Annotated in this window: 22 protein-coding genes; 8 read left to right on the top strand and 14 right to left on the bottom strand. The window is 50.9% G+C overall.

Translation table 11 applies throughout. The features are described 5' to 3' along the window. Positions 1-6: 6 nt before the first annotated feature. Together R3B84_13140 and R3B84_13135 are read right to left on the bottom strand one after the other, a co-directional pair. Positions 7-582, bottom strand: a complete 576-nt coding sequence (locus R3B84_13140; GenBank protein ID MEZ6141511.1) for a hypothetical protein — start codon at positions 580-582, stop codon at positions 7-9. Next, the gene (locus R3B84_13135; protein ID MEZ6141510.1) at positions 563-988 is read right to left on the bottom strand and encodes a hypothetical protein; all 426 of its coding nucleotides are present in this window, start codon (positions 986-988) and stop codon (positions 563-565) included. Before R3B84_13135 ends, R3B84_13140 begins: the two co-directional genes overlap by 20 nt. A 184-nt stretch (positions 989-1,172) precedes the next feature. On the opposite strand from R3B84_13135, the gene R3B84_13130 reads away from it, so the two are divergent. Beyond that, positions 1,173-2,111 carry a J domain-containing protein gene (locus R3B84_13130; GenBank protein ID MEZ6141509.1) on the top strand — a complete coding sequence of 313 codons (939 nt, stop codon included), beginning with the start codon at positions 1,173-1,175 and terminating at the stop codon, positions 2,109-2,111. Between the two features lie 325 nt (positions 2,112-2,436). Continuing rightward, positions 2,437-2,652, top strand: a complete 216-nt coding sequence (locus tag R3B84_13125; GenBank protein ID MEZ6141508.1) for a hypothetical protein — start codon at positions 2,437-2,439, stop codon at positions 2,650-2,652. A 550-nt stretch (positions 2,653-3,202) separates the two neighbouring features. Here the strand turns inward: R3B84_13125 and R3B84_13120 are convergent. From R3B84_13120 to R3B84_13110, 3 genes are all read right to left on the bottom strand, one after another. Further along, positions 3,203-3,355 (bottom strand): Flp family type IVb pilin, encoded by a 153-nt coding sequence (locus tag R3B84_13120; GenBank protein MEZ6141507.1) that lies wholly within the window; start codon positions 3,353-3,355, stop codon positions 3,203-3,205. A gap of 216 nt (positions 3,356-3,571) precedes the next feature. Further along, positions 3,572-4,762, bottom strand: a complete 1,191-nt coding sequence (locus tag R3B84_13115; protein ID MEZ6141506.1) for a SpoIIE family protein phosphatase — start codon at positions 4,760-4,762, stop codon at positions 3,572-3,574. A 60-nt stretch (positions 4,763-4,822) separates the two neighbouring features. Beyond that, entirely contained in the window at positions 4,823-6,151 is a 1,329-nt protein-coding gene (locus tag R3B84_13110) for a S41 family peptidase (protein ID MEZ6141505.1), read from the bottom strand. Between the two features lie 152 nt (positions 6,152-6,303). Between R3B84_13110 and R3B84_13105 the strand changes: the two genes are divergently transcribed. The 5 genes from R3B84_13105 (at position 6,304) to pheT (ending at position 16,332) form a co-directional block, all read left to right on the top strand. Further along, positions 6,304-6,480, top strand: coding sequence for a hypothetical protein (locus R3B84_13105; protein ID MEZ6141504.1), 177 nt, complete (start codon positions 6,304-6,306; stop codon positions 6,478-6,480). 58 nt (positions 6,481-6,538) lie between these two features. Beyond that, the gene (locus R3B84_13100; GenBank protein MEZ6141503.1) at positions 6,539-8,284 is read left to right on the top strand and encodes a class I SAM-dependent DNA methyltransferase; all 1,746 of its coding nucleotides are present in this window, start codon (positions 6,539-6,541) and stop codon (positions 8,282-8,284) included. Continuing rightward, a complete protein-coding gene (locus R3B84_13095) occupies positions 8,274-9,635 on the top strand; it encodes a hypothetical protein (GenBank protein MEZ6141502.1) in 1,362 nt (453 codons plus the stop codon). Before R3B84_13100 ends, R3B84_13095 begins: the two co-directional genes overlap by 11 nt. 24 nt (positions 9,636-9,659) lie before the next feature. Then, positions 9,660-13,661 (top strand): HsdR family type I site-specific deoxyribonuclease, encoded by a 4,002-nt coding sequence (locus R3B84_13090; protein ID MEZ6141501.1) that lies wholly within the window; start codon positions 9,660-9,662, stop codon positions 13,659-13,661. A gap of 163 nt (positions 13,662-13,824) precedes the next feature. Then, complete coding sequence (gene pheT / locus R3B84_13085; protein ID MEZ6141500.1) at positions 13,825-16,332, top strand: phenylalanine--tRNA ligase subunit beta; 2,508 nt, start codon at positions 13,825-13,827, stop codon at positions 16,330-16,332. 25 nt (positions 16,333-16,357) lie between these two features. Here the strand turns inward: pheT and R3B84_13080 are convergent, their stop codons facing one another. Next, complete coding sequence (locus tag R3B84_13080; GenBank protein MEZ6141499.1) at positions 16,358-16,732, bottom strand: TerB family tellurite resistance protein; 375 nt, start codon at positions 16,730-16,732, stop codon at positions 16,358-16,360. Positions 16,733-16,772: 40 nt separating this feature from the next. Next, positions 16,773-17,117 (bottom strand): HPF/RaiA family ribosome-associated protein, encoded by a 345-nt coding sequence (locus R3B84_13075; protein MEZ6141498.1) that lies wholly within the window; start codon positions 17,115-17,117, stop codon positions 16,773-16,775. Positions 17,118-17,240: 123 nt separating this feature from the next. Here R3B84_13075 and nhaR point away from each other — a divergent pair, with 123 nt between their 5' ends. Beyond that, complete coding sequence (gene nhaR / locus R3B84_13070; GenBank protein ID MEZ6141497.1) at positions 17,241-18,152, top strand: transcriptional activator NhaR; 912 nt, start codon at positions 17,241-17,243, stop codon at positions 18,150-18,152. Positions 18,153-18,210: 58 nt separating this feature from the next. On the opposite strand, the gene R3B84_13065 is transcribed toward nhaR, so the two are convergent. The 7 genes from R3B84_13065 to R3B84_13035 all read right to left on the bottom strand — a co-directional run bounded on the left by R3B84_13065 (position 18,211) and on the right by R3B84_13035 (position 25,970). Continuing rightward, positions 18,211-18,762 carry a DUF4303 domain-containing protein gene (locus R3B84_13065; protein MEZ6141496.1) on the bottom strand — a complete coding sequence of 184 codons (552 nt, stop codon included), beginning with the start codon at positions 18,760-18,762 and terminating at the stop codon, positions 18,211-18,213. Positions 18,763-18,882: 120 nt separating this feature from the next. After that, positions 18,883-19,590 (bottom strand): hypothetical protein, encoded by a 708-nt coding sequence (locus R3B84_13060; GenBank protein MEZ6141495.1) that lies wholly within the window; start codon positions 19,588-19,590, stop codon positions 18,883-18,885. A gap of 110 nt (positions 19,591-19,700) precedes the next feature. Next, positions 19,701-21,797 (bottom strand): PKD domain-containing protein, encoded by a 2,097-nt coding sequence (locus tag R3B84_13055; protein ID MEZ6141494.1) that lies wholly within the window; start codon positions 21,795-21,797, stop codon positions 19,701-19,703. A gap of 147 nt (positions 21,798-21,944) precedes the next feature. After that, the gene (locus tag R3B84_13050; GenBank protein ID MEZ6141493.1) at positions 21,945-22,670 is read right to left on the bottom strand and encodes a hypothetical protein; all 726 of its coding nucleotides are present in this window, start codon (positions 22,668-22,670) and stop codon (positions 21,945-21,947) included. Between the two features lie 182 nt (positions 22,671-22,852). Then, positions 22,853-24,031: a DUF58 domain-containing protein gene (locus R3B84_13045; GenBank protein MEZ6141492.1), complete on the bottom strand. Its 1,179-nt coding sequence runs from the start codon at positions 24,029-24,031 to the stop codon at positions 22,853-22,855. 13 nt (positions 24,032-24,044) lie between these two features. Then, positions 24,045-24,992, bottom strand: a complete 948-nt coding sequence (locus tag R3B84_13040) for an acyl-CoA desaturase (protein ID MEZ6141491.1) — start codon at positions 24,990-24,992, stop codon at positions 24,045-24,047. A 219-nt stretch (positions 24,993-25,211) separates the two neighbouring features. Beyond that, on the bottom strand, positions 25,212-25,970 hold the full coding sequence (locus tag R3B84_13035; protein ID MEZ6141490.1) for a hypothetical protein: 759 nt from the start codon (positions 25,968-25,970) through the stop codon (positions 25,212-25,214). Between the last annotated feature and the right edge of the window lie 11 nt (positions 25,971-25,981).

Below are 25,981 nucleotides of genomic sequence, written 5' to 3'. Positions count from 1 at the left end.
CCCGCATCAATCATCGTCTTCATCGCGACGTGGTTTGCGGCGTCGCGGGCGTTCCTCTTCCTCATCATCGTCATCTCTACGACGCGGTGGCTTACGTCGACGTGGGCGATCATCGTCATCATCCTCATCAACAGCTCGTTGTTTTCGTTTTTTCTTCGCTCGTTTCCAGGCCATGAACTGCGAACGACCCATGATAACCATGACACCAGCAACAATCAGGCCCAGGCCAGCGATAAAGCCAGGAATTGCCAGCGTCAGTGCATCATAATTTGCCACCAGCCCACTGAGGCCCAACATCAACAGTCCAATAAACAAAGAACCGACAGCAGCACCCACAATTTCAAGGACTTTTCCAGTCAGTAACTGCAAACCCGTTACGGCAAAGCAGATGCCAATCAACAACGCACCGACTAATCCAGGATAGTTGTAGTTCAGTTCGTCTTTTTTCAAATTGTCCGAGGGCATTGCCAGAAACATAATCCCCTGGGCAATCGCAATCAGGCCGAAGACAATCCAGATATAGCAGGCAATTTTGACGATTCCCGGAAACTCTACGTCATCGTCATACATCTTTTTCGCCATTGCGAAATTCTCCTTCGTGTGAAATCGAGTCGGAATTGAGTGGGTTAGTAGCAAATTGGAATTCTTCCAGCACTTCCCCTTCCACCAGATGCTTTTGCACCAGCAGTGGGATACGTTCCGCTGTCATGCTGTGGTACCAGACACCTTCCGGATACACCACCGCAATCGGACCTTGCTGGCAAACCCGCAGACAGCCCGCCTTCGTGCGATAACAGGCATTCGGCCCAGTGCTGAGCGAAAGGTTGCGATCTTTTAATTCTTTTTTCAGAACTTCCCAGGCAGCAAGTCCCGTTTCTGCGGGGCAGCACGCTTCGCCGGTGCACAGAAAAACGTGGCGTTGGTAATGACCAATACCCAGTTTTGCAGCCACCTCGGCCAGCGAACCTGATTTATCGAGTGGTTCCATGCCAGAATATTTGCTAGAAACTTCTTCATATCATATGTGCCAGGCAATTTTTCAGCACGCCAGTTTCTGAAATTCTTTTCATCTTAAGCCACAATTCCATATGTCGGGCAAAGTTAACGGTGCGTATATTAACAGGATTAAAATTGCGAAACTTTTGTTGCGTGGGTTTCTCTAAAATATTGCTATGGCACAAGATTATTACGATATTCTCGGGATTAGCAAAACAGCCTCTCAAGAAGAGATTGATAAGGCATTTCGTAAACTTTCGCGGAAGTTTCACCCGGATCGAAATCCCGGGGATGCCGCAGCGGAAAGCAAGTTTAAGGATATACAGAAGGCCCACACCACACTCAGTGACCCGCAGAAGCGGGCCATTTACGATCAATATGGGGAAGTTGGCCCCGGTTTCATGCCGGGTGCTGGTGGAAGTGCAGGCAGCCACCCGTTTTTCACTCAAGGAGGTGGTGGGGATGGCCAGATCCCACCGGAAATGGCTGAAGAGCTTTTTCGCATGTTCGGTGGAGGTGGGGGCGGAACTGCTGCTCCGGAAGACCTTTTTTCGGCATTTGGTGGAGGCAAATCTCGTACCAAAGGTCGCCAGCGACGAGCCGCACCCAGTGCGATCGAAGTAGAGGCCCACGTGCCGTTTCTGACGGCAGCTACGGGTGGCACCCTGGCCTTAGCTGTGGGAACTCGGAAAATCGATCTGAAAGTGCCGGCAGGCTTTGAACATGGCAAAAAACTTCGTCTCGCCGGTCAGGGTGGTAATGGTGAGGATATTCTGGTTCGCATTCTGATCGATCCCCACCCATATTTCAAACGGGAAGGGAAAGATATTCTGCTGGAAGTGCCCATTTCAGTGGGAGAGGCGATTCTTGGTGGCAAGGTGGAGGTGCCCACCATCAGCGGTAAACGGATTGATGTGAAAATCAAACCAGGCACCTCTGGTGGCAGCCGACTGCGGATTCCCGGCTTTGGCATCGCAGGTGGGGATCAATATTTGCTGTTTAAAGTGCTGGTGCCGAAAACGGAACCCGATCCGGCCAGCCGCGAACTGATTGAACAATACGTGCAAGCCAACCCACTGAATGCCCGCGTTGATATTCCCTGGGCCAGTTCATAATGTTCAGTTGAATAAAAAAGGTGCCTGCAAACGGTTGTTGCGGCACCCACGTTGAATGAACTGACAATTTTGTGGTGAATTTCATCAGGCACTGTCAGTTCGAACGAAGCAACCTAATTTCAGGGAGTCAATCCTTTACTTGCTGGTGTGGTATGCTTTGCACGCTTCAGCACATTTCAGGCACATCGCTGCACATTCCTTGCAGCAAGCCCCAGTGCATCGTTCACAATCAGCTGCACAGGCAATACATACTTTTTCGCACACTGCACAGATTTCTTTGGAATTGGGTGCCTTCGCTTTCACCGATTCCGCACAGAGCTTGCACATGGCAGAGCAGGCAACGCAAGTCTTGGAACAAACGCACTTTGGATTGTCTTTACAACAAATTGCACAATCCGCACACATTTCCGAACATTTCAAACAAGTTTCCACACAAGTGGGTTTTTCAGCAGCACGGACAGTGGTGCCCAAAGAAGCCAGAATGAACGTAGAAACAATAAACGCAATCGCTTTCATGAGATTTTCCTCATTTGTTAGTTAAAAATCAACAATCAAATAACAATCAGAACCACTAACAAATGAGCTGCTAACAGGTTAACCGGTGGTGCTGTTTCAGCATCCGGTCTTTGGTGGAAATGGTTTTCGAGAATTGGTTTCGAGGTCCGGGACCTTTTAGATCAGTTAGCTGGAGATAATTCTGGAACGAAATAGCTGCGACAGAAAGTTCCAAATTGGAATGATCTGTCAGAACAACAACATCGTGAGCAGGATTAATACACAGTGGACACTGATGCGGGGTGGCAGGTGCTGGATGAGACGGTGCAACATCAGTTGCAACGGTTGTTGACAATTCCGATTTGCAGCAGGCACAGCACTCCGGGAGAACCGGTGCTGGTGTAGGCACCACACAGCACTGCGGGTGCGAAACTGCATGGTTTTCTGCAAATAACATGGCCTGAATGCAGCAGCACCGCAGAGGCAGGGCGATAACCCCCACAATCAGGAACGGTGCTAGCAGTTTCAACCACATGTAGGGTATTGTACCCTTGATCGCAAATCCTGTCAAGTCCAGACAAGAAGCATTCGCCCAGTTATGGGTGAATCACCTGCTGACCAGTCCCGAGCGTGCTGACCACCCCAACGCACACTGCCGCGATTAATGCCAGCATAATGGCAAATTCTACAGCAGTGGGGCCATCTTCCTTCTTCAAAAAACTAACCAACAACTTGAGAGAGTAAATCATGGATGAGTACCTGTACAATCATTGTTTCTCAGATGGGCAAGTATCTTTTAACTTATTCAGCCGCCGGATTTCAACAAAAATTCGCGAAATACGTTCAAGTTTGCGTGTTTCCTGCAGATTCAATTGCCATGCTTAAACAATTCAGAAAATAGCCGAAAAAACTCTTGGCATTACAGGAATTAACGCCGAAACAGTTGTCTGGCTTTCAAACAGATGTCAATTGCCTGGAAAAGTAACTTCCAAAATTGAAAAATCGTCGTTCAATGTGGGTGCGTGGGACATTTCCTTGACATGGAGAAACAATTTTTCCATCAGATCAGCTTGCAGTTCGCTGGAGCCGTTTGTCAAATAATCGGCGAACTCATTGTAGTTCCACATACTGCCATCAGGCCGTTCGATTTCAAATACCCCATCACTGAAGACCCAGATTTTTGCATAAGGATCCAGCACCATTTCTTCGGTGGGAAAATCCCAATCAGGGATCATCCCCACAGCGAAACTGGTTTTGCCAAAGGGTGCCATCTTTGCTTCCCCCATCGTGGGGCCTTGCAGCACCAATGGCAGTGGGTGTCCGCCATTAGAAAACTTTAATACTCGTGTCGAAACCGTGTACACGCCATACCAAATGGTGAAGTATTTCTCATTTTGCTTTTCCATCTGGAAAACATCATTCAAGCGCCGAAGCACTTCGCCGGGCTGGGAGAAATCGGTATCCTGCAGCGAGTGATTCGATATCACATTTCCTGCCGAAACCGCCAGCAGTGCGGACCCAACCCCGTGCCCACTGACATCGAGCAGGTAAATCGCAAACTGGTCTTCGTTTAGCCAGAAATAGCCAAACATATCACCAGCTAGCTGACTGGAAGGCACAAATTTCCAACGAACGGGGATCGGTTCGTTCTGTGGTGGGGGCAACAACGACCGCACGTAGCGTGCTGCCTGGGCCAGTTCGTCGGCCATCTTCTTTTCCGCAACGGCCAGTTGCTGAAAAGCCAGATCGCGTTCCTGTTTGCTGCGAAAAGCCGCCGCATGATATTTGACACGTGCGACCAGTTCCAGACGGTCAGGGATTTTTACCAGATAGTCGTTGGCACCCAGTGAAAACGCCTTGGCTTTCACCGTGGCATCCTCTTTACTGGACAGCACGATCATGGGAGTGTCCCGCGTGGTGGGGTTGACGCGGTAATATTTCACCAGTTGCAACCCATCAATGTCGGGCATCACCAGGTCCTGCAGGATTACTTGTGGCCGCACCTGGTTGGCAGTGGGGATTGCCTGAGCCGGATCGGCACAAAAATGAAAATCGATCTGCGGAATATCTGCCAGCATGGAACGAATCGTCTCCCCCACGATCGCCTGATCGTCCACTAACAACACCGTTGTGGGAGCCGTTGATTCCAGATCCATGAAGATTTCCTAATTAACCGTCGCCGCAACAAATGAATTATTTCTCATGATCACATTGAACTACTTCACACCCAGTTTTTCCCGCAGGTGCTTCTGGGCCAGTTCAAGCACGCGATCGGTAAAGTGGGGCACATCCACCTTGTTATTTTTCTGCACGATATCTTTGGCACGCTGATAGCGAAGGTAACCCAGACGTTCCTCCGAATCCATTTCGATGAGAAAACCTTCATTTGGACTTACACCCCACTCATCGGTTTCTTTCATATCGGGGTAGCGGTGGATATTTTTTTCACTGGGACGCCAATAAGTATCAGTGGTCAATTTTACTGCAGTGGGTGGTTCGCTGTTCAGCCGAATAATCTTCTGCACCGATCCTTTCCCATAAGAACGTTCCCCCACCACGATGGCACGGTTATTGTCCTGCAGTGCGGCAGAAACAATTTCACTGGCACTGGCACTCATGCGATCAACCAGCACCACCATGGGGCGTTCATTGGCGGGTTCGAACATGGTATCACTTTCTTTGGCATCCCACGACCGACCACGGCCGTTGCGGTCTTTGGTGCTGACAATTTTGCCTTTGGTCAAAAACAGATCGCTCACATCAATGGCACTGGTCAACAGCCCACCGGGATTCCCACGCAAATCGAGAATCAGGGCTTTTGCACCCGCTTTTTCCAGTTCCTCAATCGCCTGTTTCAAATCATCCAATGTGGGATCGGTAAACTGCAGTACGCGAATATACCCAATTCCGTTCTGACGATCGACGAACCAGTTCCATTTCGCCAGATCGTTGGGCAGTCTTTCGTATCCATAAACAGTTTTCACCGATATTTTTGCCCGCGTCAGGGTGACGGTGCGTTCCTTTTTATCGCCTTCGCTGACCACGGTCAGATTCACCTTGGTGCCCGGTTCGCCGGTAATCAAGGGTAGTGCTTCATCAATCGTAATCCCTTCAGCAGATTTATCATCAATTTTTAATATAAAATCTCCCGCCTGGATTCCTGCATCGAATGCTGGCGTGCCTGGCATCGGACTGGTCACCATCAACAGGCCCGTTTTCAGGTCCTGCGTGATCTGAATTCCGACTCCACCAAAATTTCCTTCTGTCTGGGTCTCAAATCGCTTCAATTCTTTATCGTTCATGTACCCGGAATAGGGGTCCAGTTTGCCCAGCCCCTCGTTGATCATGTCTTCGACTAACGCACGTTTTTGCTCGTCGTTCAGTGGCCGCACGTAATGCTGGTCGACTTCGTTCAGCACATCAACGAAGGTGCGTACCAGTTGATAGTCTTTATCGCGATTTCGAGGTGCGGTCAGCGTCAGGGTAGCAAAACAGAGCACCGCAAAAGGAATGGCAAGCAACCAACTCAGCGACCAACGTGACATTTGATACCCCTAAATACCGACCAGTAAACAGTTTAGCCGATTTCATGAAAACTGCAAAGACCAGTGCCAGATGGGTAATGCGGGGGCATCAAATGAACTACATATCATTTACCGATAAGAAATTAATGATTAGTAATGCTGTTGGAGACATAATGGGCGAATTGTTTGACAGCAAACTGCCGAAAGTGTACAAAAGCAGACCGGTAAGAAATATTCCGGTGCGTGGGAAACGTGGCACCGGCTTCCAGCCGGTGTTGGAAGAAGATCAGCGGCAGGATGCCGCTGCCACGGGAGATGTGAAAAGTGGCACTGGCTTCCAGCCGGTGTGAATAATTAATCAGCGGCAGGATGCCGCTGCCACATGTTTAAGCACACTCAGGAGCCCAAATGGCAGAGAAAGAGACCAACAACAGCGACCTTGCCTTTGCAGAATCGCTATGGAAGGCCGCAGATACCCTGCGTGGGCAGATTGACGCTGCCGAATATAAGCACGTGGTGCTGGGTTTGCTCTTCCTGAAATACATTTCCGACAGTTTTGACTATCGCCGCGAAACTCTCAAACAAGAACTGGAAAAAGATGGCATCAAAGGGGTGCAGTTAGAACGACTGTTGGAATCTCGCGATGAATACGCCGCCGAAAATGTCTTTTGGGTGCCACCCGAAGCCCGCTGGCAGCACTTACTGAGCCAGGCGACCCGTCCAGAAATTGCCACGCTGATTGACGATGCGATTCTGGCAGTAGAACGCGACAATCCCAAATTGAAAGGGAAACTGCCTCGTGATTATGCCCGTCGTGGCATCGAACCACAGAAAATGACGAAGCTGATCAATGAAATCATTGCGAATATTGGCTTCAAGCAGAATAGTAACATTGCCCGCGATACGCTGGGGCGTGTTTATGAATACTTTTTGGGCAAGTTTGCACTTGCGGAAGGTAGGTTAGGGGGTGAGTTTTACACGCCGCGTTCCGTCGTGAGGGTGCTGGTGGAAATGCTCGAACCATTCGATGGCCGTGTCTACGACCCCTGTTGTGGTTCTGGTGGCATGTTTGTGCAAAGTGAAAAGTTTGTGAAAGCACACAACGGACAACAGACCGATATTTCGATTTTTGGGCAGGAATCGAACCCTAACACCTGGCGTCTGGCCCATATGAACCTGGCGATCAATGGTATAGAAGCGAAACTGGGTGAACAACCTGCCGATACCATGTTGCGCAATCAACATGTTGACTTAAAAGCAGATTTCGTGATTGCCAATCCTCCCTTTAACGTATCGGACTGGTCCGGCGAACTGTTACGTGGGGATAAACGCTGGGTTTTTGGCGATCCACCTGTTGGTAACGCGAACTATGCCTGGATTCAACACTTTATCTATCATCTGGCTTATCCCAATGGTCGTGGTGGCGGAACTGCTGGCTTTGTGATGGCCAATGGCTCGTTATCTTCCAATACGGGTGGGGAAGGTGAGATTCGCCGCAAGATTGTGGAAGCCGATCTGGTGGATTGTATTGTGGCTTTGCCTCCTCAATTGTTTTTAACCACTGGTATACCAGCCTGCCTCTGGTTTGTAACGCGTGATAAAACGGGCAAGAATGTCCGCAAGGGCACACCCAACCGCAAGCAAGGCCGCAAAGGGGAAACGCTCTTTATTGATGCCCGCAAACTGGGAACCCTGCAAACTCGCGTTTTAAGAGTTTTAACCGGGATTGAGGATACGGAATGTGTGCCCGGAACCAGTGATCCGCTGCCCGATTCGGACGTGGGCCGGATTATCTATGCCTATCGCCAATGGCGTGGTGAAGCAGCACCGGAATGGTGGGATGATTACCGTGGCACCGGCTTCCAGCCGGTGAACAAGAGCAAGAAAAAACAGCGGCAGGATGCCGCTGCCACGTGGAAGTTTGAACCAATTCCTGGCTTTGCCAAACCTGCCACGATTGAAGAGATCGCCAAACATGGGCACGTGCTGACTCCAGGCCGCTATGTCGGTGCGGAAGAGTTGGAAGAAGATGCAGAACCATTTGCCGAAAAATATCCACGCCTGGTAGAGGAGTTGGAGGAGTGTTTGACCGAGGGGGAGCGATTGGCTCAGACAATCCGCGCAACGCTGAGGTCCCTTAACCATGTCGAATGAGAAATCGGAAGCTCTTGAGATAGTCGTGCCGTCTGGATGGGAGTGCGCTCGTCTAGATGAATTGTTGGACGAAGAGCGCGGCATCTCGTACGGAATCGTACAACCTGGTAATCACGAAGTTGGTGGTGTTCCGATTGTTCGCGTTAACAACATCCGCGGTGGCAGACTGTTGACAGATGACGCAATGCGCGTGTCTGCTAAAATCGAAGCTGAATATCGGCGCACTCGACTACGCGGCGGTGAACTTCTTCTATCGTTGGTTGGAACTCTAGGGGAATACGCAGTAGTGCCGCCGTCGCTCGCAGGATGGAATGTGGCGAGGGCAGTCGCAGTGATCCCGCTGCGCGACGGCATCGATCCCAACTGGGTAGCAATGTGCCTTGGCTCGTCGGAGCTCCAATCGCTCATGCGTGGCTGGGCAACGACTACCGTGCAAGCAACGCTGAATCTCCGAGACGTTCGCCGTTTGCCAATTCTCCTTGCTCCCGAGCCAAATCGATCGGAGATCACGCGGGTGGTTAAGCACCTCGACGACAAGATTGAGCAGAATCGCAAGACTGGGAAGAAGTTGGAGGAGTTGGCGCGGGCGGTATTCAAGGCGTGGTTTGTGGACTTCGAACCAGTCAAGGCCAAAGCCGCCGGTGCGACCAGCTTTCCGGGGATGCCTGCTGAAACCTTCGCCACCCTGCCCACGCAGTTTGTCGATTCCCCCCTCGGCCCCATCCCGGAGGGCTGGGAGGTGGGTACGTTGGGCGATGCTGTTACTTTGTCCAAACAGCAGGTTAAGCCACAGGCACACGCTGATGAAACGTTCGAACATTTCAGTATTCCTGCTTATGACGCTAGTGCTAATCCTGTTAGTGAACTGGGCGGCACCATCATGAGCAATAAGTTTAGTGTCGTGCCCGGATGTGTTCTTTTTTCTAAGTTGAATCCACGTATACCGCGAATTTGGCTGCCGCCACTTCCGGGCGAAGTTCGTCAGATTTCTTCCACTGAATTTCTTGTTCTTGTTCCGAATACTGGCTGGACTCGTGAGTTAGTTTGGTGCCAGCTTTCACAGGATGCCTTCCGGGATATTTTGACGCAAGGCGCATCGGGTACATCGAATAGCCACCAAAGAATTCGCCCTCAAGATTTTATCAACGCACCAGTAGTAATTGCAGCTCCAAGCATTCGTCATGCGTTTTCGGAAATAGTAATTCCGCTCTTCCTGCTTCGAGAACAACAACATCAAGAATCCCGCAAACTTGCCGAACTTCGCGATTATCTGCTGCCCCGATTACTCTCAGGCAAGGTGCGGGTGAAGGCCGCACTTGATAAAATGGACAGTCACGGTGTCACACAATGAGGCGTGCCACCAGCGGAGAGCACCATGAAAGCCCATGCCGAAGCCGCCGTAGAAGCCCTGGCACTCGACCATTTTCAGGCATTTGCCAACCAGATCAGCACTGGCACCGCGCTGGATGATCGCCAGGAACGGGCCAGCCCCACCAGCACGATTCTGGTGGCACGTGCAAAAGCAGCCATCCAACAACTGAACCCCCATTTGCCAGATGAAATTGTTACGGCAGTGGTCAATTCGCTTTCCCGCCCACCGCACCCCACGTTGGTTGAAAATAATCGCTGGTTGTACCAACTGCTGACTGCTGGGGCACCAGTGGAATACAAAGACAGCCGCACCGGGGAACTGCGCGGCGGTCTGGCACGTTTGCTTGACCACGATCAGCCAGAAAATAATGAACTATTGGTTGTGCAGCAGCTTAGTATTCAATCGGCCAACGGCAAAACGATTCGCCCCGACCTGATTCTGTTTGTGAATGGCCTGCCGCTGGTGATTATTGAATTAAAAGACCCCGCAAACGCCACCGCCGACCTGAACAGTGCGATTGATCAGTTGGAACGCTACAAGACAGCCGTGCCCGAACTGTTTATCCCTAATTTGCTGCTGGTAGTGAGTGATGGCCTGCTGACCCGCGTGGGCAGTATTACCAGTGGCAAGCAACGCTTTACCCCCTGGCGACCTGCCGCCGGTGGTGAACCCACACTGGAAGCATTGATTAAAGAATTGCTTCATCCCACAGCGTTGCTGGATTATCTGGTGTCCTGTGTGGCGTTTGAAGAAGACGCCCGCGGTAACATTGTGAAGAAAATTGCAGGCTATCACCAGTTCCGGGCCGTGCGAAATGCCCGAAAGCAGATTATTGCAGCTGTTTTGGCAGACAATCAGCGGCAAGATGCCGCTGCCACAGGTATAAAAAGTGGCACCGGCTTCCAGCCGGTGTTGGCAGTAGTTCAGCGGCAAGATGCCACGGGTATTCAAATTCGACAAGGCGCATATCTTCCGCACTGGACACGCGAGGGCGCTGTTTACGCTGTTACATTCCGGCTTGGAGATTCTCTCCCGCAGTCCGTCCTGTTAGCCTGGAAAAAAGAACGTGATGCAATCGTCAATCGTTCTATTGAGATGAACAGGCAGCTAACGCAAGAAGAAGAGCGCAGAATCGACCAGTTATACTCTGAGAAAATTGAAAGCCATCTTGACGTTGGTAATGGCAAGTGCTGGATGCAACAGCCAGAAATCGCTGAACTAGTTGAACGATCACTGAAACATTTTGATGGAGTCCGTTATCGACTACTCGCATGGTGTGTCATGCCTAACCATGTACATGTCGTTGTGAAACCAAACCCAGGCAACTCACTTTCGGAAATTACCCATTCATGGAAATCGTTCACGGGTACTGAAGCAAATCGTCAACTTGCGAGGAAAGGTGTTTTCTGGCAGAAAGAGTCTTATGACCACATTATTCGTGATGTCGATGATCTGGAACACGCAATCTGTTATGTGTTGGATAATCCAAGAAAGGCAGGGCTGACTGATTGGAGGTGGGTAGGGTCTGCGCCTGATATCATGGCGATTGTGACTGAAAGTGGCACCGGCTTCCAGCCGGTGTTGGCAGACAATCAGCGGCAAGATGCCGCTGCCACGGTAAACAGCACGGGTGTGAATAGTGGCACCGGCTTCCAGCCGGTGTTGGCAGTCAATCAGCGGCAAGATGCCGCTGCCACGGTAAACAGCACGGGTGTGAATAGTGGCACCGGCTTCCAGCCGGTGTTGACAAAACGTCAGCAGAATAATGCTGCAATGACGGGAAAATGCGGTGGGGTAATCTGGCATACCCAGGGTTCCGGCAAAAGCCTGACCATGTTGATGCTGGCAGGCACTCTGGTGCGGGCTGCCGAAATGGCCAACCCTACGGTGCTGATTGTCACCGACCGCAACGATCTGGATGATCAACTGTTTGATACCTTTGCAATGGGCCGCGGACTGTTACGGCAAGATCCCATTCAGGCAAATAGCCGCGACCATTTACGGGACCTGCTCGACCGAGCCAGTGGCGGAGTCATTTTCACCACGATGCACAAGTTTACTGAATCGCACGGCAAGATCAGCGAACGCGCGAATATTGTGGTGATGGCCGATGAAGCCCACCGCAGCCAGTATGGTTTTGTGGAAGGTGGTGCTCGCTGGATGCGTGATGCCCTGCCGAATGCGACCTTTGTTGGTTTTACGGGCACTCCGTTAGTGCACACCGATACCACCACGAGGCAAGTATTTGGTGACTATGCCGATAAATACGATATTCGTCAGGCGGTGGAAGATGGTGCCACGGTACCGATCTATTACGAACCGCGAATTGTGAAACTGACGATTGACCGCAAAGGATTGGAGGAAGCAGAACGCCAGATTGCCAAAGTTGCCGAAGTAGATGAAAACGGCGAAAGCACGGAAGATGTGCGGATACCTGTGGAAGCACTGGTAGGTGCACCGGAACGGCTGGTGCGGGTGGCGAAGTTCATTGTGGAACATTGGGAACAACGCCGCACCGCAATGGAAGGGAAAGCGATGATTGTGACGATGAGCCGTGATATCGCTGCCCGACTTTATGAGGAAATTATTAAAATTCGGCCTGCGTGGCACGATGCTGCTGCAGATAAAGGTGTTTTGAAAGTAATTATGACCAGTGGGTCAAACGATACTGGCCCCCTCTTGCAGCACCAGTACACAAAATCCCAACGCGCGGCCCTGGCAGACCGCTTCAAAGATCCCGCAGACGCTTTTCGGTTGGCAATTGTGGTCGATATGTGGCTGACCGGGTTTGATGTGCCTTGTGCCCACACGATGTATCTTGATAAACCACTAGGTGGACACAATTTAATGCAGGCAATTGCCCGCGTTAACCGTGTTTATGGCGATAAACCAGGCGGGCTGATTGTTGACCTGATTGGCATTGCTGATCCCCTGGCCGATGCGCTGAATACGTATGCAAATGCCACTGGTGCCACAGATAAGCCAATTAAAGAACTGCAGGATGAAGCGATTCCCGCGATGATGACCGCTTACGAGCAGTTGCAGAATTTTTTCCACGGGTTTAATTACCTGGAAGCACTGGAAAAGGACTTTCGGCAGATTCTGCAAGTGTATCGGTGGGCAGTTGACCATGTGTTTAGCCCTGACCAAACAATCGGAGAAGAAACAGGCTGGAAACGGTTTCGTGGGATGGTGAAACGCCTCTCCCGGGCGTATGCCTTAGCAGTTCCACGGCAGGAAACAGTGGAAATTACTCCCCACCTGGCATTTTTTCAGCGTGTGGAGGTGATGGCTCGCAAGTTTCTTGCAGAGGAACGTGGCCCCACGGACAGCAGTCATGGTACCAGCGATGTTGACCTTGCCGTTCGCCAGGTATTGGGTGGTACCGTGGAAGCAGGTGATGTGATTGACCTGTTTGCTGCCAGCGGTTTTCCTCAGAAATCCAGATTAGATATTTTGTCTGATGAATTTTTGGAACGTGTCCGTGCGTTGGAACAAAAGAACCTGGCCTTGGAAACACTTCGAAAGTTGTTAAATGATCAGATTAAGATCAGCGAACGCACCAACCTGGTGCAGTCCCAGAAATTCCGCGAGGCACTGGAAAAGGCAATGTTGGGCTACACCAACAAGCAGATTACCACGGCAGAGATGATTTCGCAGTTGCTGGAGTTGGCCAAGTGGGTGCGAGAGGTGAAGAACCACGGCCAGGATTTAGGCCTGAATGCAGACGAAGTGGCCTTTTACGATGCACTGGCAGAGAACGGTTCCGCCAAAGAAATTATGAAGTCGGATCAACTTCGGCTGATGGCACGCGAACTGGCAGAAATTGTGAAAAAAATGCCCAAACTGGACTGGACCAAACGCGAAAACGTGCGTGCGGATCTGCGTCGCAAAGTTCGGCGCTTGCTGGCAATGTATGGTTACCCACCGGATCTTTCCGAAGATGCCACTCAGTTGGTGCTGAAACAGGCCGAGCTATCCACCGAAAATGGCGTGGAAGAGTGAAGTGACGGTCGTGGTGTTTCGTCTCTGCCAGCAGTTCTGCCTCTGAACAATTCCCCATTCCCCCACATACAAGTGGCAGATTTTGGCGAATGCTGTTGCCCACCGGGCGGGCGCTGTAAAATGCTTCTTTCGCAAGATTATCGTAATTGATGGGGTTTTGGGCATGAAGGTTCCTTTGAAATGGCTTGCAGAACATGTGGATCTCACCGGAATTGGCGTGGGGGAACTGTGCGAACGGCTCACCATTGCTGGCCTGGAAGTGGCATCGGTGCGGTTTTACGGCTTGCCAGTTCCTGCAGGCTTTCGTGTCAAGGTGGATGAACCCGGCCCCGTGTGGGAAACCGACAAAATTGTGGTGGCGAAGGTGCTGTCAATCGAAAAGCACCCCAACGCCGACAAACTGAAATTAGTCCAACTGGACTACGGCAAAGAAGCCCCACATCAGGTGGTTACGGGTGCCCCCAACATTTCTGTGGGCAGTTCCGGCCAAAAAGTAATACTTGGCCTTACAGATTGCACCTATTTTGATGGCCACGCCACCCCAAAGGTGCTGAAAACCCTCAAACCTGGCGTATTACGTGGTATTACTTCAGATGCGATGGTGATGTCTGAATACGAACTGGGCATCACCGAGGAACATGAAGGAATTATCATACTTGATGATGATGCACCAGTGGGGGCTTCGGCACAGGAATATCTGGGCGATGCGGTGCTGGAAATCGACATTCTGCCCAACATGGCTCGCTGTCTGGCGATTTCGGGCATTGCTCTGGAAGTGGCTGCGATTTTTGGCAGGCCATTGCTGAAAAAACCACTGCCTGCCCTGCCCACCACGTCGCACAGCGAGAAGATTGCGGTACAGATTGCCGATTCCAGCCTTTCGGGGCGTTACATGGCCACGGTGGTTGAAAATATCACCGTTCAGGATTCTCCAGGGTGGCTGAAACAACGATTAAAGTATGCGGGAATGCGGCCCATCAACAATATTGTGGATATCACCAACTACGTAATGCTCGATGTGGGGCAACCTTTGCACGCCTTCGATCTGGATGTTCTGCAACAGCGCGCAGGCGGGAAATCGCCCACCATTACTGTGCGGCCAGCCACTGTGGGCGAAAAAATGACCACACTGGATGAGCAGGAATGCGAACTGACTACCGATAATCTGGTGATCGCCGATGGTGCAGGTCCACTGGCACTGGCTGGGGTGAAAGGGGGCTTGAATTCCGGCATCACTGCCACCACGAAGCGGATTTTGCTGGAGGCAGCCTCGTTCGATCCGGTGTCCGTGCGGAAAACTGCCCGCAAATTCAACCAGTTCACCGATGCCAGCACCCGCTTTACCCGTGGGGTGCATTCCGAACTGGTTCCCGTTGCCACTGCAAGTGCCTGTCAATTATTTACCGAACTCGCAGACGGCACTGTCAGTGGGCCTGCTGTGGATGTTTATCCTGCACCGATGATTGCCAGAACCATTGATCTGCAGGAAACCGAAATTGCCCGCCTGCTGGGCATTGTGATCCCACCTGCTGAAGTGGAGCGGATTTTACAGGCCCTGCAATATTCCTGCACCCGCACACCCGGTGGTTGGCAAGTTACCGCACCCAGCAACCGCCTCGATATCCAGTCCGGTGCGGCCGATCTCATTGAAGATATCGCCCGCATTTTCGGCTACGATCGCCTGCCTTCCCGCCTGCTTTCGGGGGAATTGCCGCAGCAAAGTGGCAATCGGGCACTGGATCTGGAAGCCTCTCTTCAGGATAGTCTTGCCCGCCTGGGCCTGCAACAGGTCATCAATTATTCGCTGACCAATCCGGAAGTGGAATCTCGCTTTGGCTGGATGGGTGAGGCGGTTTCGTTGCTGAATCCGGCAAGTTCAGAACGCAGCACCATGCGACGCACGTTACTGGCTGGGTTGATGGAAAACCTGGAAGTGAACCTGAAACACTGCAACACCGTGAAGTTGTTCGAAACCGGTACGGTTTTTTATCCCACAACGGGTGGTGGTTTGCCTGCAGAACCGAAGAAACTAGCTATCCTGCTCACTGGGGTGCGGCAGCAATCGGGCTGGAATCAGCCGGAAAACCCCACTGATCAGTTTGGTTTCTATGATTTAAAAGGAATCTGCGAACGATTATTAGAAAGCCTTCATATTTCTGGGGCAGAATATCGTCTCGCACCACCCTGTGCGTGGCTTCACCCAGCCCGCAGTGCGGAATTGGTGATCAACAATTCGGTTGTGGGCACATTTGGCGAAATCCACCCCAAGGTGGGTTTGGCTTACAAAGTAACCGACCGCACGGTGTTGGCAGGAGAATGGGATCTCGATCTGCTGCTGCAGGCTGTGCCAGAACGGTTTGCATATCGTCCTATCCCCTTATTCCAGGCTGGTTTGCGCGATATTGCGATTGTGGTGGATGCCCAGGTCAGCCATGAACAGATGGTGCAGCAGATCCGCACCGCAGGCGGGGAATTATTAACAGATATTCATCTTTTTGATGTATACACTGGCAGTTCAATTCCGGAAGGGAAGAAAAGCATGGCATTCGCCCTGCGCTACCAATCTTGGGAAAAGCCGTTGACGGATAAAGAGATTGATAAGGCCCACCGCAAGATCGAAGACCATGTGAAAAAACAATTCCAGGCCACCATCCGCGGGAAGGAAGGGTAATCTGTTTCTGACCGGGGAAATAATACTAATTCAGGCACTCCGCATAGAGAGCCTCAAACTCTGGAGACTTTTGGGTGGCTTCACCTCGCAGCTCACGCAATAGTTTCTTCTCACGCTCATCCACGCGACCGTCGGCAAAGATCATCTTTCTCAGCCAATCGGTCTCCTCCGCACTGATTGCACCGTCTTCAAGCACATGGTCTTTAATTGCCTTGAAGAAAAACTTCTCGAAGCCGGGTGAAACCCTTTCCACCCTTTTGTGCAGTTCGATGAGGAATTCGGCCTCCTCACGATCAATCCGACTGTCAGCATACAGCAGGTCTGCAAGCAGCGCTAGTTCCGCACTGTTGATGCGTCCGTCGGCCAGTAATTTCTCTTTCAGTTCACGGGTTAATCTCATGATAATTCTCTAATAACTGGGTTCGTTTTGAAAGACTCACTTAGTTCACAACTGCAATTCCATGGGTGCGTTGCCGCTGGCGAAGTCGGTCACGGGCAATTCGCCTGCGTACTGTCTGTCCCAACCGGCCAGCTGCACGATCAATCAGGTTGGTGAGATCACTATCTTTGTCCTCGACTACTATCTGGCCTAGCCCCAGGACCTCTGCTACGATCTGGCACCTCTTGTCAACTCCCCCACGCGGGCCATTCATGTCCGACAGGTACACGTCTACCCGCCCTACTCGGTTATTCAGCCTTGTCAGAGAGAATTTGAAACGACGTTCGAACAGCATCCGGGCAGAATCATCCACTTTTAAACCACGTACATGAATCTCGATTCTCATGGTCTTCTCCTCGGTTTGAGTTACTTGTTCTGTGAAACACAATGAATTATTACACGCTGTGTACAATGAGGACAAATAGATAATACGCCTGAAATACCAAGAAAAAAACGATAGGTAGAGTCCATGCACTGGATGAACTACAACCACCTACATTACTTTTGGATCGTCGCAAGGGAAGGGAGCGTGACAGCGGCATCGGAAGTCCTCGACGTGTCGCAGCCAACGATCAGTAGCCAGATCAAGGAACTTGAGAAGTCGATGAAAGCAGAACTGTTTGAGAAGAGCGGCCGAGGGCTGATCTTGACAGACACCGGCCAGGCGGTGTTCCGGTATGCCGAGGAGATATTCGCGCTGGGTGGCGAACTGATGGACATGATCAATGGAAGGCCCATCGGTCGCCCAGCAAGGTTGAGAGTAGGCATCGTGGATGTAATGCCCAAATTGATCGCCCACCTGCTTTTAGAGCCAGCATTGCGTTTACCAAACCCGGTACGGGTAGAGTGCTTAGAAGGAAAGCTCGAACGACTTACTGCAGATTTAACTATCCACAATCTCGATTTAGTACTCTCGGACACACCGTTGCCCCAGAATCTGAAAGCAAAGGTATACACCCACCAGTTGGGTGAGTGTGGCGTGGTCATCGTTGGCAAAACGGAACTTGCTGACTCGCTCGCGGACGGTTTTCCAGGTTCCCTGGATGGGGCTCCGTTTCTGTTGCCTGTTGTCGGGACAGCATTACGACGGAATCTCGACCAGTGGTTCGACAAAGTGGGCATACGGCCGGAAATCAGGGGAGAGTTTGAGGACAGTGCGCTATTGAAAGTGTTTGGCAGAGCAGGTGAAGGGATATTTGCTGTGCCTACAGCGGTCGAGTCAGACGTATGTCAGCACTATGAGGTAAAGCGGATTGGCGGTCCCACCGGGCTGAAGGAGCAATTCTACGCGGTATCTGTCGAGAGGAAGTTGAAGCACCCGGCAGTAGTAGCCATTTCAGAACGTGCACGCATTAGCTTGAAAATTCCACCTGAAGAGTGACCATGTCAAACGACTCACAACATCAAAAAACGTGATATGTTCGCACGAAAACCCAACTCTAACAGAATTCTGAAGCGTATTCATCATAAACTTCTGCAGAATTCAAGGATTTTGCAGATTGATTGATGATTTCGTCGCTGGAATCTGATATCCAAATTACGACATAGGCAATGCCCTCAAATGTGCCGTCATTTCGAAGCGACATCAATGCGTTGAGTAGCGTTTTATTAATTGATGGCGCTAAATACTCAACAGCTCCATCGTCATCTTGCTGTTTGGTTAGTGTCTTAAATTCGGACAGAATTGACTTGAGTTCAGCATTTGTCGCTTCAAACCCATCATGAACGTAATTTTGCCATTCATCGACCGAGTAACGGTAGTAAGGTTTTTTCTTATTCTCTTCGTCGATGTCTGATTCGCAGTTAAAAGCCACCGCAAATGAAGTAGGATCAAATTCTGTGGCGTAGTCTGGTGGCATCGCAGCATATCCATAGAAGCTCACGCCCGACTCTCGCAGAGAGACAATGTGCTGCTTGATGTCAGAAATGACTGCGGTAAGCAAGCCACCAAAGCCTTCGTTGAGAAACGCAGAAAGTTTGTTATTGATCATGAAATATTCCCCAACGGGAAAAGGCTGCCAAGGCAGTCTTTCCGAAGTGACGACTGTTTCAATCGTTGTAAGGCTACCACAAATGCACGTTGGTTGCAAACAATCGCAAACCAATAACACCTATTTTTTGATTTCGGACATCATTTCCTGGAAGGCAAGGAATGGGAATTGGCCTTCATCAGAATCAGCATGTGCCCGATTTCGGATCGAATAACAGCAGTACTCATCGCTTGTAAATACCCATCCCAGTTCTTCATCATTTTCCCAGCGGTAGTTTCCGTCAGCCACATTGAGGGGTATTTTGAGTGCAATTGGTAACCCGAGTGCCAATTTTGCTTCTTCCGTTTGGATTTGCAATTGCTGGCGTGCATCTTCATCCGGAAGCCCAACAAAATGGCACAACAACAGTAGCGGAAGGTGTCGGTTTTCCCAGCGTGGATCATTTCTAACCCAGTACTCCAGGAGTGCGTCTAACTCTTCAAACTTCAAACAGTAAGGATGCCATCTCGCAAGATCCCACCAACCCATCGTATGCTTTGTTGAAGATCGTCGATCTTCTAAAAAGATGCTGATGTCACACCCATCCACATCTGGTTGATAATTGATCTTAATTGAAAACACTGGTCCACAGGAAAATGAAAACTCTGCGACACGATAGGTAACGGAGACTTCTTCGTTGTTGTGTTTGAAAGAAACTGTTTCTTCGCGCACTGGGATATCTTTTGAAAGATTATCCAACTGAGCACTTAATTGGTCTTTCGAGATATTCTTTGGTTCACATGTAAAATATGGCTGCCAGAATGCTTCTGATAAGAATTCAGGATTCATCTGTACCTCCTATCTGTTAGTTAAGTGAACTGGTTACAGCCAAATAGTTTACAATCGATCGCTAACCTATGAAACAAGTTTCGCGTGCTTGATGGAACCTGTAATACACCTTACCGAACAACGACGGTGACCTGGTAGTCGCGGGAGGCACCGCTTTGGTCGGTGATCCGCATCGTCGCGCGGTATTGTCCACTAAGTTGATAGGCATAGTAGGCAAAAGGAGAGCTTCCCACCGTATCGAAGGTGCCATCACCATTAAAATCGTATGAGTAGGTGAAGCCGGCAGCAGTATCGGTGCTGGAAGGATCGGACACGGTGCGGAACCAGAACAACGTGGGGACCCCACGTCGCACCACGCGGTTGGGGGCAAAAATGGTGGCAGTGGGTGCTACCGCGTTGATCTGTACGGTCGTTGTTGCGGTGGTGACGTTCGTACCGTCAGAAACCCGCAGTGTAATCAGGTAGATCCCTGCCCGCCCCAGGCCGAGGCGATTCAGATCGGCATTTGTGAAGGTTACCTGAGCACCGGTGGCCTCCGCAACGCCATCACCATTGAGATCCCACTGGTAAGTCAGGAACTGGTTATCCACGTCACTGGCGGTCGCACGTAAGGTCAGGGAGTTGCCCTGATTCAGAACGTAAGGCCCACCAATATTGGTAACAACTGGTGGCTGATTGGTGGGGATTGGCACGGGTGTGGGTGTTGGAGTGGGCGTCGGTGTCGGCGTGGGGACAGGCGTGACATCGGGTGGCAACGTTGTCGAAGGCGGCAAAAATGGTGCCGAGAACAAGCGACTGATGAAGGCACTGCCAGTGCCACCATTCAGCACAAAACTATCTACCCCAGGGTCAAAATCGCTGGTGCCAGTGAATTGCCCAATCAGCGAGACATTCCCGGCAATATCCGAAGCCAATCCGGTAGCGATTGTCGCCCCACCCAGCGAGCCGATTTGCCGTAATCCGGTCAGGTTGCCGGAAGTGTTCAACCGCACCACGGCTGTATCGGTGCCAGTCCCTGCATTCAGAGGAACGTAGTATTGCCCTGGATCGAAATCTGCAATTCCCGTGAAACTGATGGCAGAGTGAGTATTGCCAATATCATCGACTGCCAGATCGGTGAGATTTTCATCACCGGCACCACCAAATCCACGCACCCAATAAGGATAGCCATTGAAGCTGGTTTTCAGCACGAATGCATCTACGCTGCCAGAGTTGCTACTAAAATCAACCCCGGGCACCTGAAAATTGTAACTACCTTTCGCATTCCCACCGACGTAAATGTTACCGACGGCATCGGTCATCACAGCAGTGGCTTCCGAAAATGCCCCTGCAGTGGTGCCACTTTGGTTGGGTGCCAGCACCCAGTTCCAGAGGCCGTTGGGGCTGAATTTGCTGACAAAGGCATTGCCACTGCCACCATTAAACACGGTGGTTCCGGCAGTGGGGTCGAAATCGGTCTGGCCTTCATATCGGCCCACGGCAATCACGTTGCCCAACACATCCGTTGCCAGACCACGCACCGCAACGGTGCCAGTAGATTCAATGGTATTGACCCACTGATAAATACCATTGGTGCTTAATTTCCAGACGAAACCGGATTCTGCTGCAGACGTGTAATTGGCTACACTAAATGCAGGATTGAAGTCAGCCGTACCATTGTATGTTCCGCCGACAAAAACGCTTCCTAGTTGATCTACGGCCACGCTGCCGGCTTCCGAAGTGCCACCAACGGCTTCCGCCCACTGGAAGGTACCGTAGTAGCCAATTTTCGCAACAAACGCAGATCCACCTGTTGCGGCGGTGCGGTTTGCCACACCTGCAGGTGAAAAATCGAAGTCTGCAGTGCCCTGGAAAGTTCCGGTAATGTAGGCGTTCGCGGCTCCATCGAAGGCGATATCAACACCCGTATCATCACCTGCCCCACCAAAGGATCTGGCCCAGATCAGTTGGCCCTGAGGGCTATATTTTGCTGCAAAAGCATCGGTGCCACCATTGCTGAGCAGAACATAGCGCCCACCAGCGGGGTTAAGGTTTACCGAACCCTGAAAAGTGCCGGATACATACAGATTGCCCAATGGATCAGCAGCCACGCGGGGTGTTCCCACAATCCCAATGTCTGGAATTGCCAGTGCGTACCGCAAATCAGCGGGTGTTTCGCGACTTTCCAGATTTTCTAAATGCAGTCGAGTAGATCGTAGATTTCCCACGTTGTGCCGCCTCCATGTCACCCAGGGTGGGTACATATTTGTCGATAATTGGTGGCGGAAATACCCGATCTGCAGAAGAGATCAAGGTCAAACGGTTAAAATAGTATACCTTTGTATATTAAACAAGCCATCCTTAAGAATACTTGCTTAGGATATCAGCAGATCAACAAACTTAACCCACAGAGCTGTGCGTGCGACCACAATGGTCAGTAGAAGTGCCAGCGCCATAATTGCAAATGAGATGGTGAACCACTTATCGAACTTTCTCGTCACCAGCATGCGGAGCAGTACCAATGCCGCACCGATGAGGATGGTCAGCAGAAATGGCCCAAAAATTCGCTCCCAAGTTGTACCCTGGTAAGTGCGGCTAAACGCATCAATCCGTGCCAATGCTGCACTGAGTGCATTTAAGGTAGCAAACAGCATCATCGGACGGTGAATTTTGGGTTTTCGACGAAACCAGATACCTGCACCCACCATTGCTGCGAACAACAGAATGCCCAAAAAAGGAACAGCCATGAACTCTTTGCCAGAAAGTCCCCACAGTGCGAAACCAGGTGGCATTATGCTGGTTGACCGGACCGCTAACATCAAACCAGTAATGGTAATTGCGGTTGCGGAGAGAGCAGCCAACCGCCCAATGAACATGTGGGTGCGGTGGTAACGAGTGATAATCAACGTAGATTGAAGGCAGTACAGAATCATCCAGGCAGTCATGGATATCCCATGGATGTAAACCAGCGTTCGGATTGGCGGTGGTATTTCCCTACCTGGGTATGCTTTACCATCCAGATAAAAGGATTGAAAGCCAATCAACATCAGTACGAACATTAGAATGCCCGCACCGAGATAAAAATATCGTTCCGCTTTCATTTCATTATTTCCATGGAGTCACACCCGAACTGGGTGAGGAATCGCTCTGCTGTTATACGCAGCCATGATTTTCTTTCGAGTTCATTTGAAATTGCAACAAAAGACTGAAGTGTTTTCACCAGAATACGCACTAAAAGATGAAGGAGCACTCAAATTCAACAAGCCAGGGATAAGTGTTTCTGCTATTCTTTCGAAAGCTCAAACCAATCCGATTGGGCATCGATCGTCAATACGGTGACGGTTCGGCCAAGCAATGCCTGTGCCGCAGCTGCAGTGGGGCTTTGAGGATGCGTGGTCAGCACCAACACGGGTGATTTCAATGCACCGCGTGAGAGTTCCATCAATGCCGATGTGATATCGCCTGCAGGCCCACCTTTTTCAAGGGCCATAGCCCGCAACATATGTGGGATCATCCCGGGCCCAGGAGGGCCATCAATCGTTACAGGTTTTTCTCCTGCAATGATCAACGAAAGTGCCCCACCAACAGGCCGACGCCACTCGTAAGTCAGTCCCGCAGCCACAGAAAACAGGGATTCCAACTGCTCGAGTGCGGGCTGTTCTGCGGGCAATTGCAGATACGGTTCAATGATCAGCAGAATCCGTGACGGTGTGGATTCTTCAAACTCACGAACAATCAGTTTGTTGGTGCGTGCGGTAGCTTTCCAGTCGATTTTGCGGTAACCATCGCCGGTGCGATATTCCCGCAAACCATGAATTTCCAGGCCGGTTTCCATCATCCGGCGTACCTGGTGCCGTTCATCATCAGTTCTGGCCCAGGTCCAGCGAAGAAGGCCCCGCAATCGATCCAGATCGACGGTTGCTGGTCTGGGGAACACAATAATTTCATCACCTTCGGCAACGACATTACTTCGACGAACCAGTCCAAACGGCGAGCCATCCATCGCAAGCATCGGCACAATCAGATATCGCCCACGACGCGAAAAGCGAGCACGCACTGCTAATGTGTAGTTCATTCCAGGTGAGAGGCCACTGATCCACCAGGCACTAGAGACTCCACCGTAGCTCTCTACCACCAGAAAATCGCCCCGTGTGGTGCCTTGGCGGGTGAGGAGGATTTCCCATTCCCCCACTTCACCAGCAAATAGTGGTGGGATTGCCCGCCGAATGGCTCGAATTCCATGCAGTGACCTGCCAGCCTGAACCAGATTCAGCAGCCAGATTCCCAGCATGACATAACTGAGCAAAATGACCAGATTAATGCTTTTTACCACACCGACAACGAGAAATCCGAAGGCAGCGAGTAACCAGAGCACCCCTTCACGACTGAAGAAGCGGGCATCGACAATCTTGCGGCCAGTTTGTGAAATTATTCTCAGATTTGTGGGGGTGGGTGTGACCATGAACGATATGCAATCAAGCCTCGTGTTTGGCCAGTGTACTTTCCGAAGGCACTCGGATTTTCCAGGCTAAGCCAACCAACTGCAACCCGCGGATGAAAATGTAACTCGCATCAAACTGCCACCAACGCAGGCCGTGACGGGCCGAGGTGGGGAATGCGTGGTGGTTATTATGCCAGCCTTCGCCCATGGCTAGAATGCCAAACAGCACGTTGTTGGTGCTGCGATCTACCGGATAAGGCCGGCTGCCCCAGATATGGCAAACGGAATTGACGCTCCAGGTAACGTGGTGCACAAAGAAAATACGAATCAAACCACCCCACAGGAAGCCCAGCAGAGCTCCGGTCCAGGTGCCAGTGACCAGCCCACCAATCACGGTGGGGATTATCAGGCCAAGTGCTACCCAGAACACAAAAAGCTTGTTCACCAGCTTCAGCGAGCGACTTTTATTAATGTCAGGTGCGTATTTTTCAATTTCATTGTTGCCGTCGTAGAACGCCCAGCCGATGTGGGCATGCAGGAAGCCGCGCAGAAAGCCAAACAATCCCTTGCCACTGTGGTGCGGGGTATGGGGATCGTCCGCTTCATCGCTGTATTGGTGGTGTTTGCGGTGCATGGCCACCCAGTTGGCAATATTGCCTTCTACAGCTGCAGAACCCAGTGCCGCCAGAATAAACCGGACGGTGGATGTAGTTTCAAAGCTGCGGTGGGTTAACAGTCGATGGTAACCGACGGTAATGCCAATTGCTGTCACCAGATACATTCCGGCAAACAGGGAAAGTTCCAGCCAGCCAATGCCCCAACCCCACATGAGGATGATGGCGGCGATCAGTGCCAGGAAAGGAATCGCCACAACTGCTGAAATCAGCAATCGTTGTGGTAGAGGGACCCACTTTCGCTTGATCGGTGCAGGTGGTGGAACCAGATCGGCTACTGTGGGAAGGGGTAAACTAGGTGAAATCAATGCAAGTCCAGTCTTTCAAAGAAGTTACAACGCTTACTTTAATGGGATTCTGTTTTGTCTCGAAAAATTGATTTACCCAATGGCTAAACCGGATCGACGAGTCGCCTCAACACACCCCACCAACAATCACGCTTAATCTAAACTAAATTCAGTTTATTTTCCAGAGATTTATTTTCCAGAGAATCTTTGGAAAGTGGCATTTTTGTATAATCGATGCTTTTATCGGCGGAAACTGCTCAGCTCGTACAGACGCTTTTCCGCAGCAGTTACCCGTTGTGGGTTGGTATCGTGGTTCAGCACTTCTTTGTACATTTTTTTTGCCTGTTCCGTCATTTTCAGTTGAGTGTCGTAAATGATCGCTGCCCGATAGCGTGCGTCCGTAGTTGATGCGGGATTCCACTCAAAAGAGCGTTCGTAATAGGCTGCAGCCCGCAATAACTGTGGGTAGGGGGTGTATTTCTCATAAATTTCCCCCAAGTGGTAGGCAACGTCGGCAATTTTGTCCGATTCGTTGTAACGTTCCAGAATGGCCTGCAGCAGAATTTCAGACCGGCGTTGATTATCCAGATACTCCCAGCCAGTTCCTTTCCCCTTGTAATCCATTGCCTGCCGAAAAAGATTATTCGCTTCCGGAATGTTCTTTTTGGGCACCAGGGTGGGTGGGGGCACATCCCGCACATCCAAACGGTAGGAATATTTCATCATCCGGTGGAAAGAACGAATTTCTTCTTCCACCCAGCGAGTTTTTTCGATGTCGTTGGTGGCGATGTAATGTTTGCGCAATTGATTTAATGAATCAAGATACGATTTGCGGGCAGTGATCAGATTCTCTACGTACTCCACCTCGTTACCTTCGCCAGCCTTCGGTTCTTCATCGGTGGAATTTTTTGCTGGTTGACCTGTCAGTTGGGTGGTTACCAGGCCCACGCCGCCCGCTGCTGCCATCACCAACGCTACAAAATACCAGTTGATACTCACAGGTGCACTCC

This window comes from Zavarzinella sp. (assembly GCA_041399155.1).
GTDB lineage: Bacteria > Planctomycetota > Planctomycetia > Gemmatales > Gemmataceae > JAWKTI01.
The sequence above is the reverse complement of the archived record's forward strand: the minus strand, read 5'-3'. Positions and strand labels throughout refer to the sequence as shown.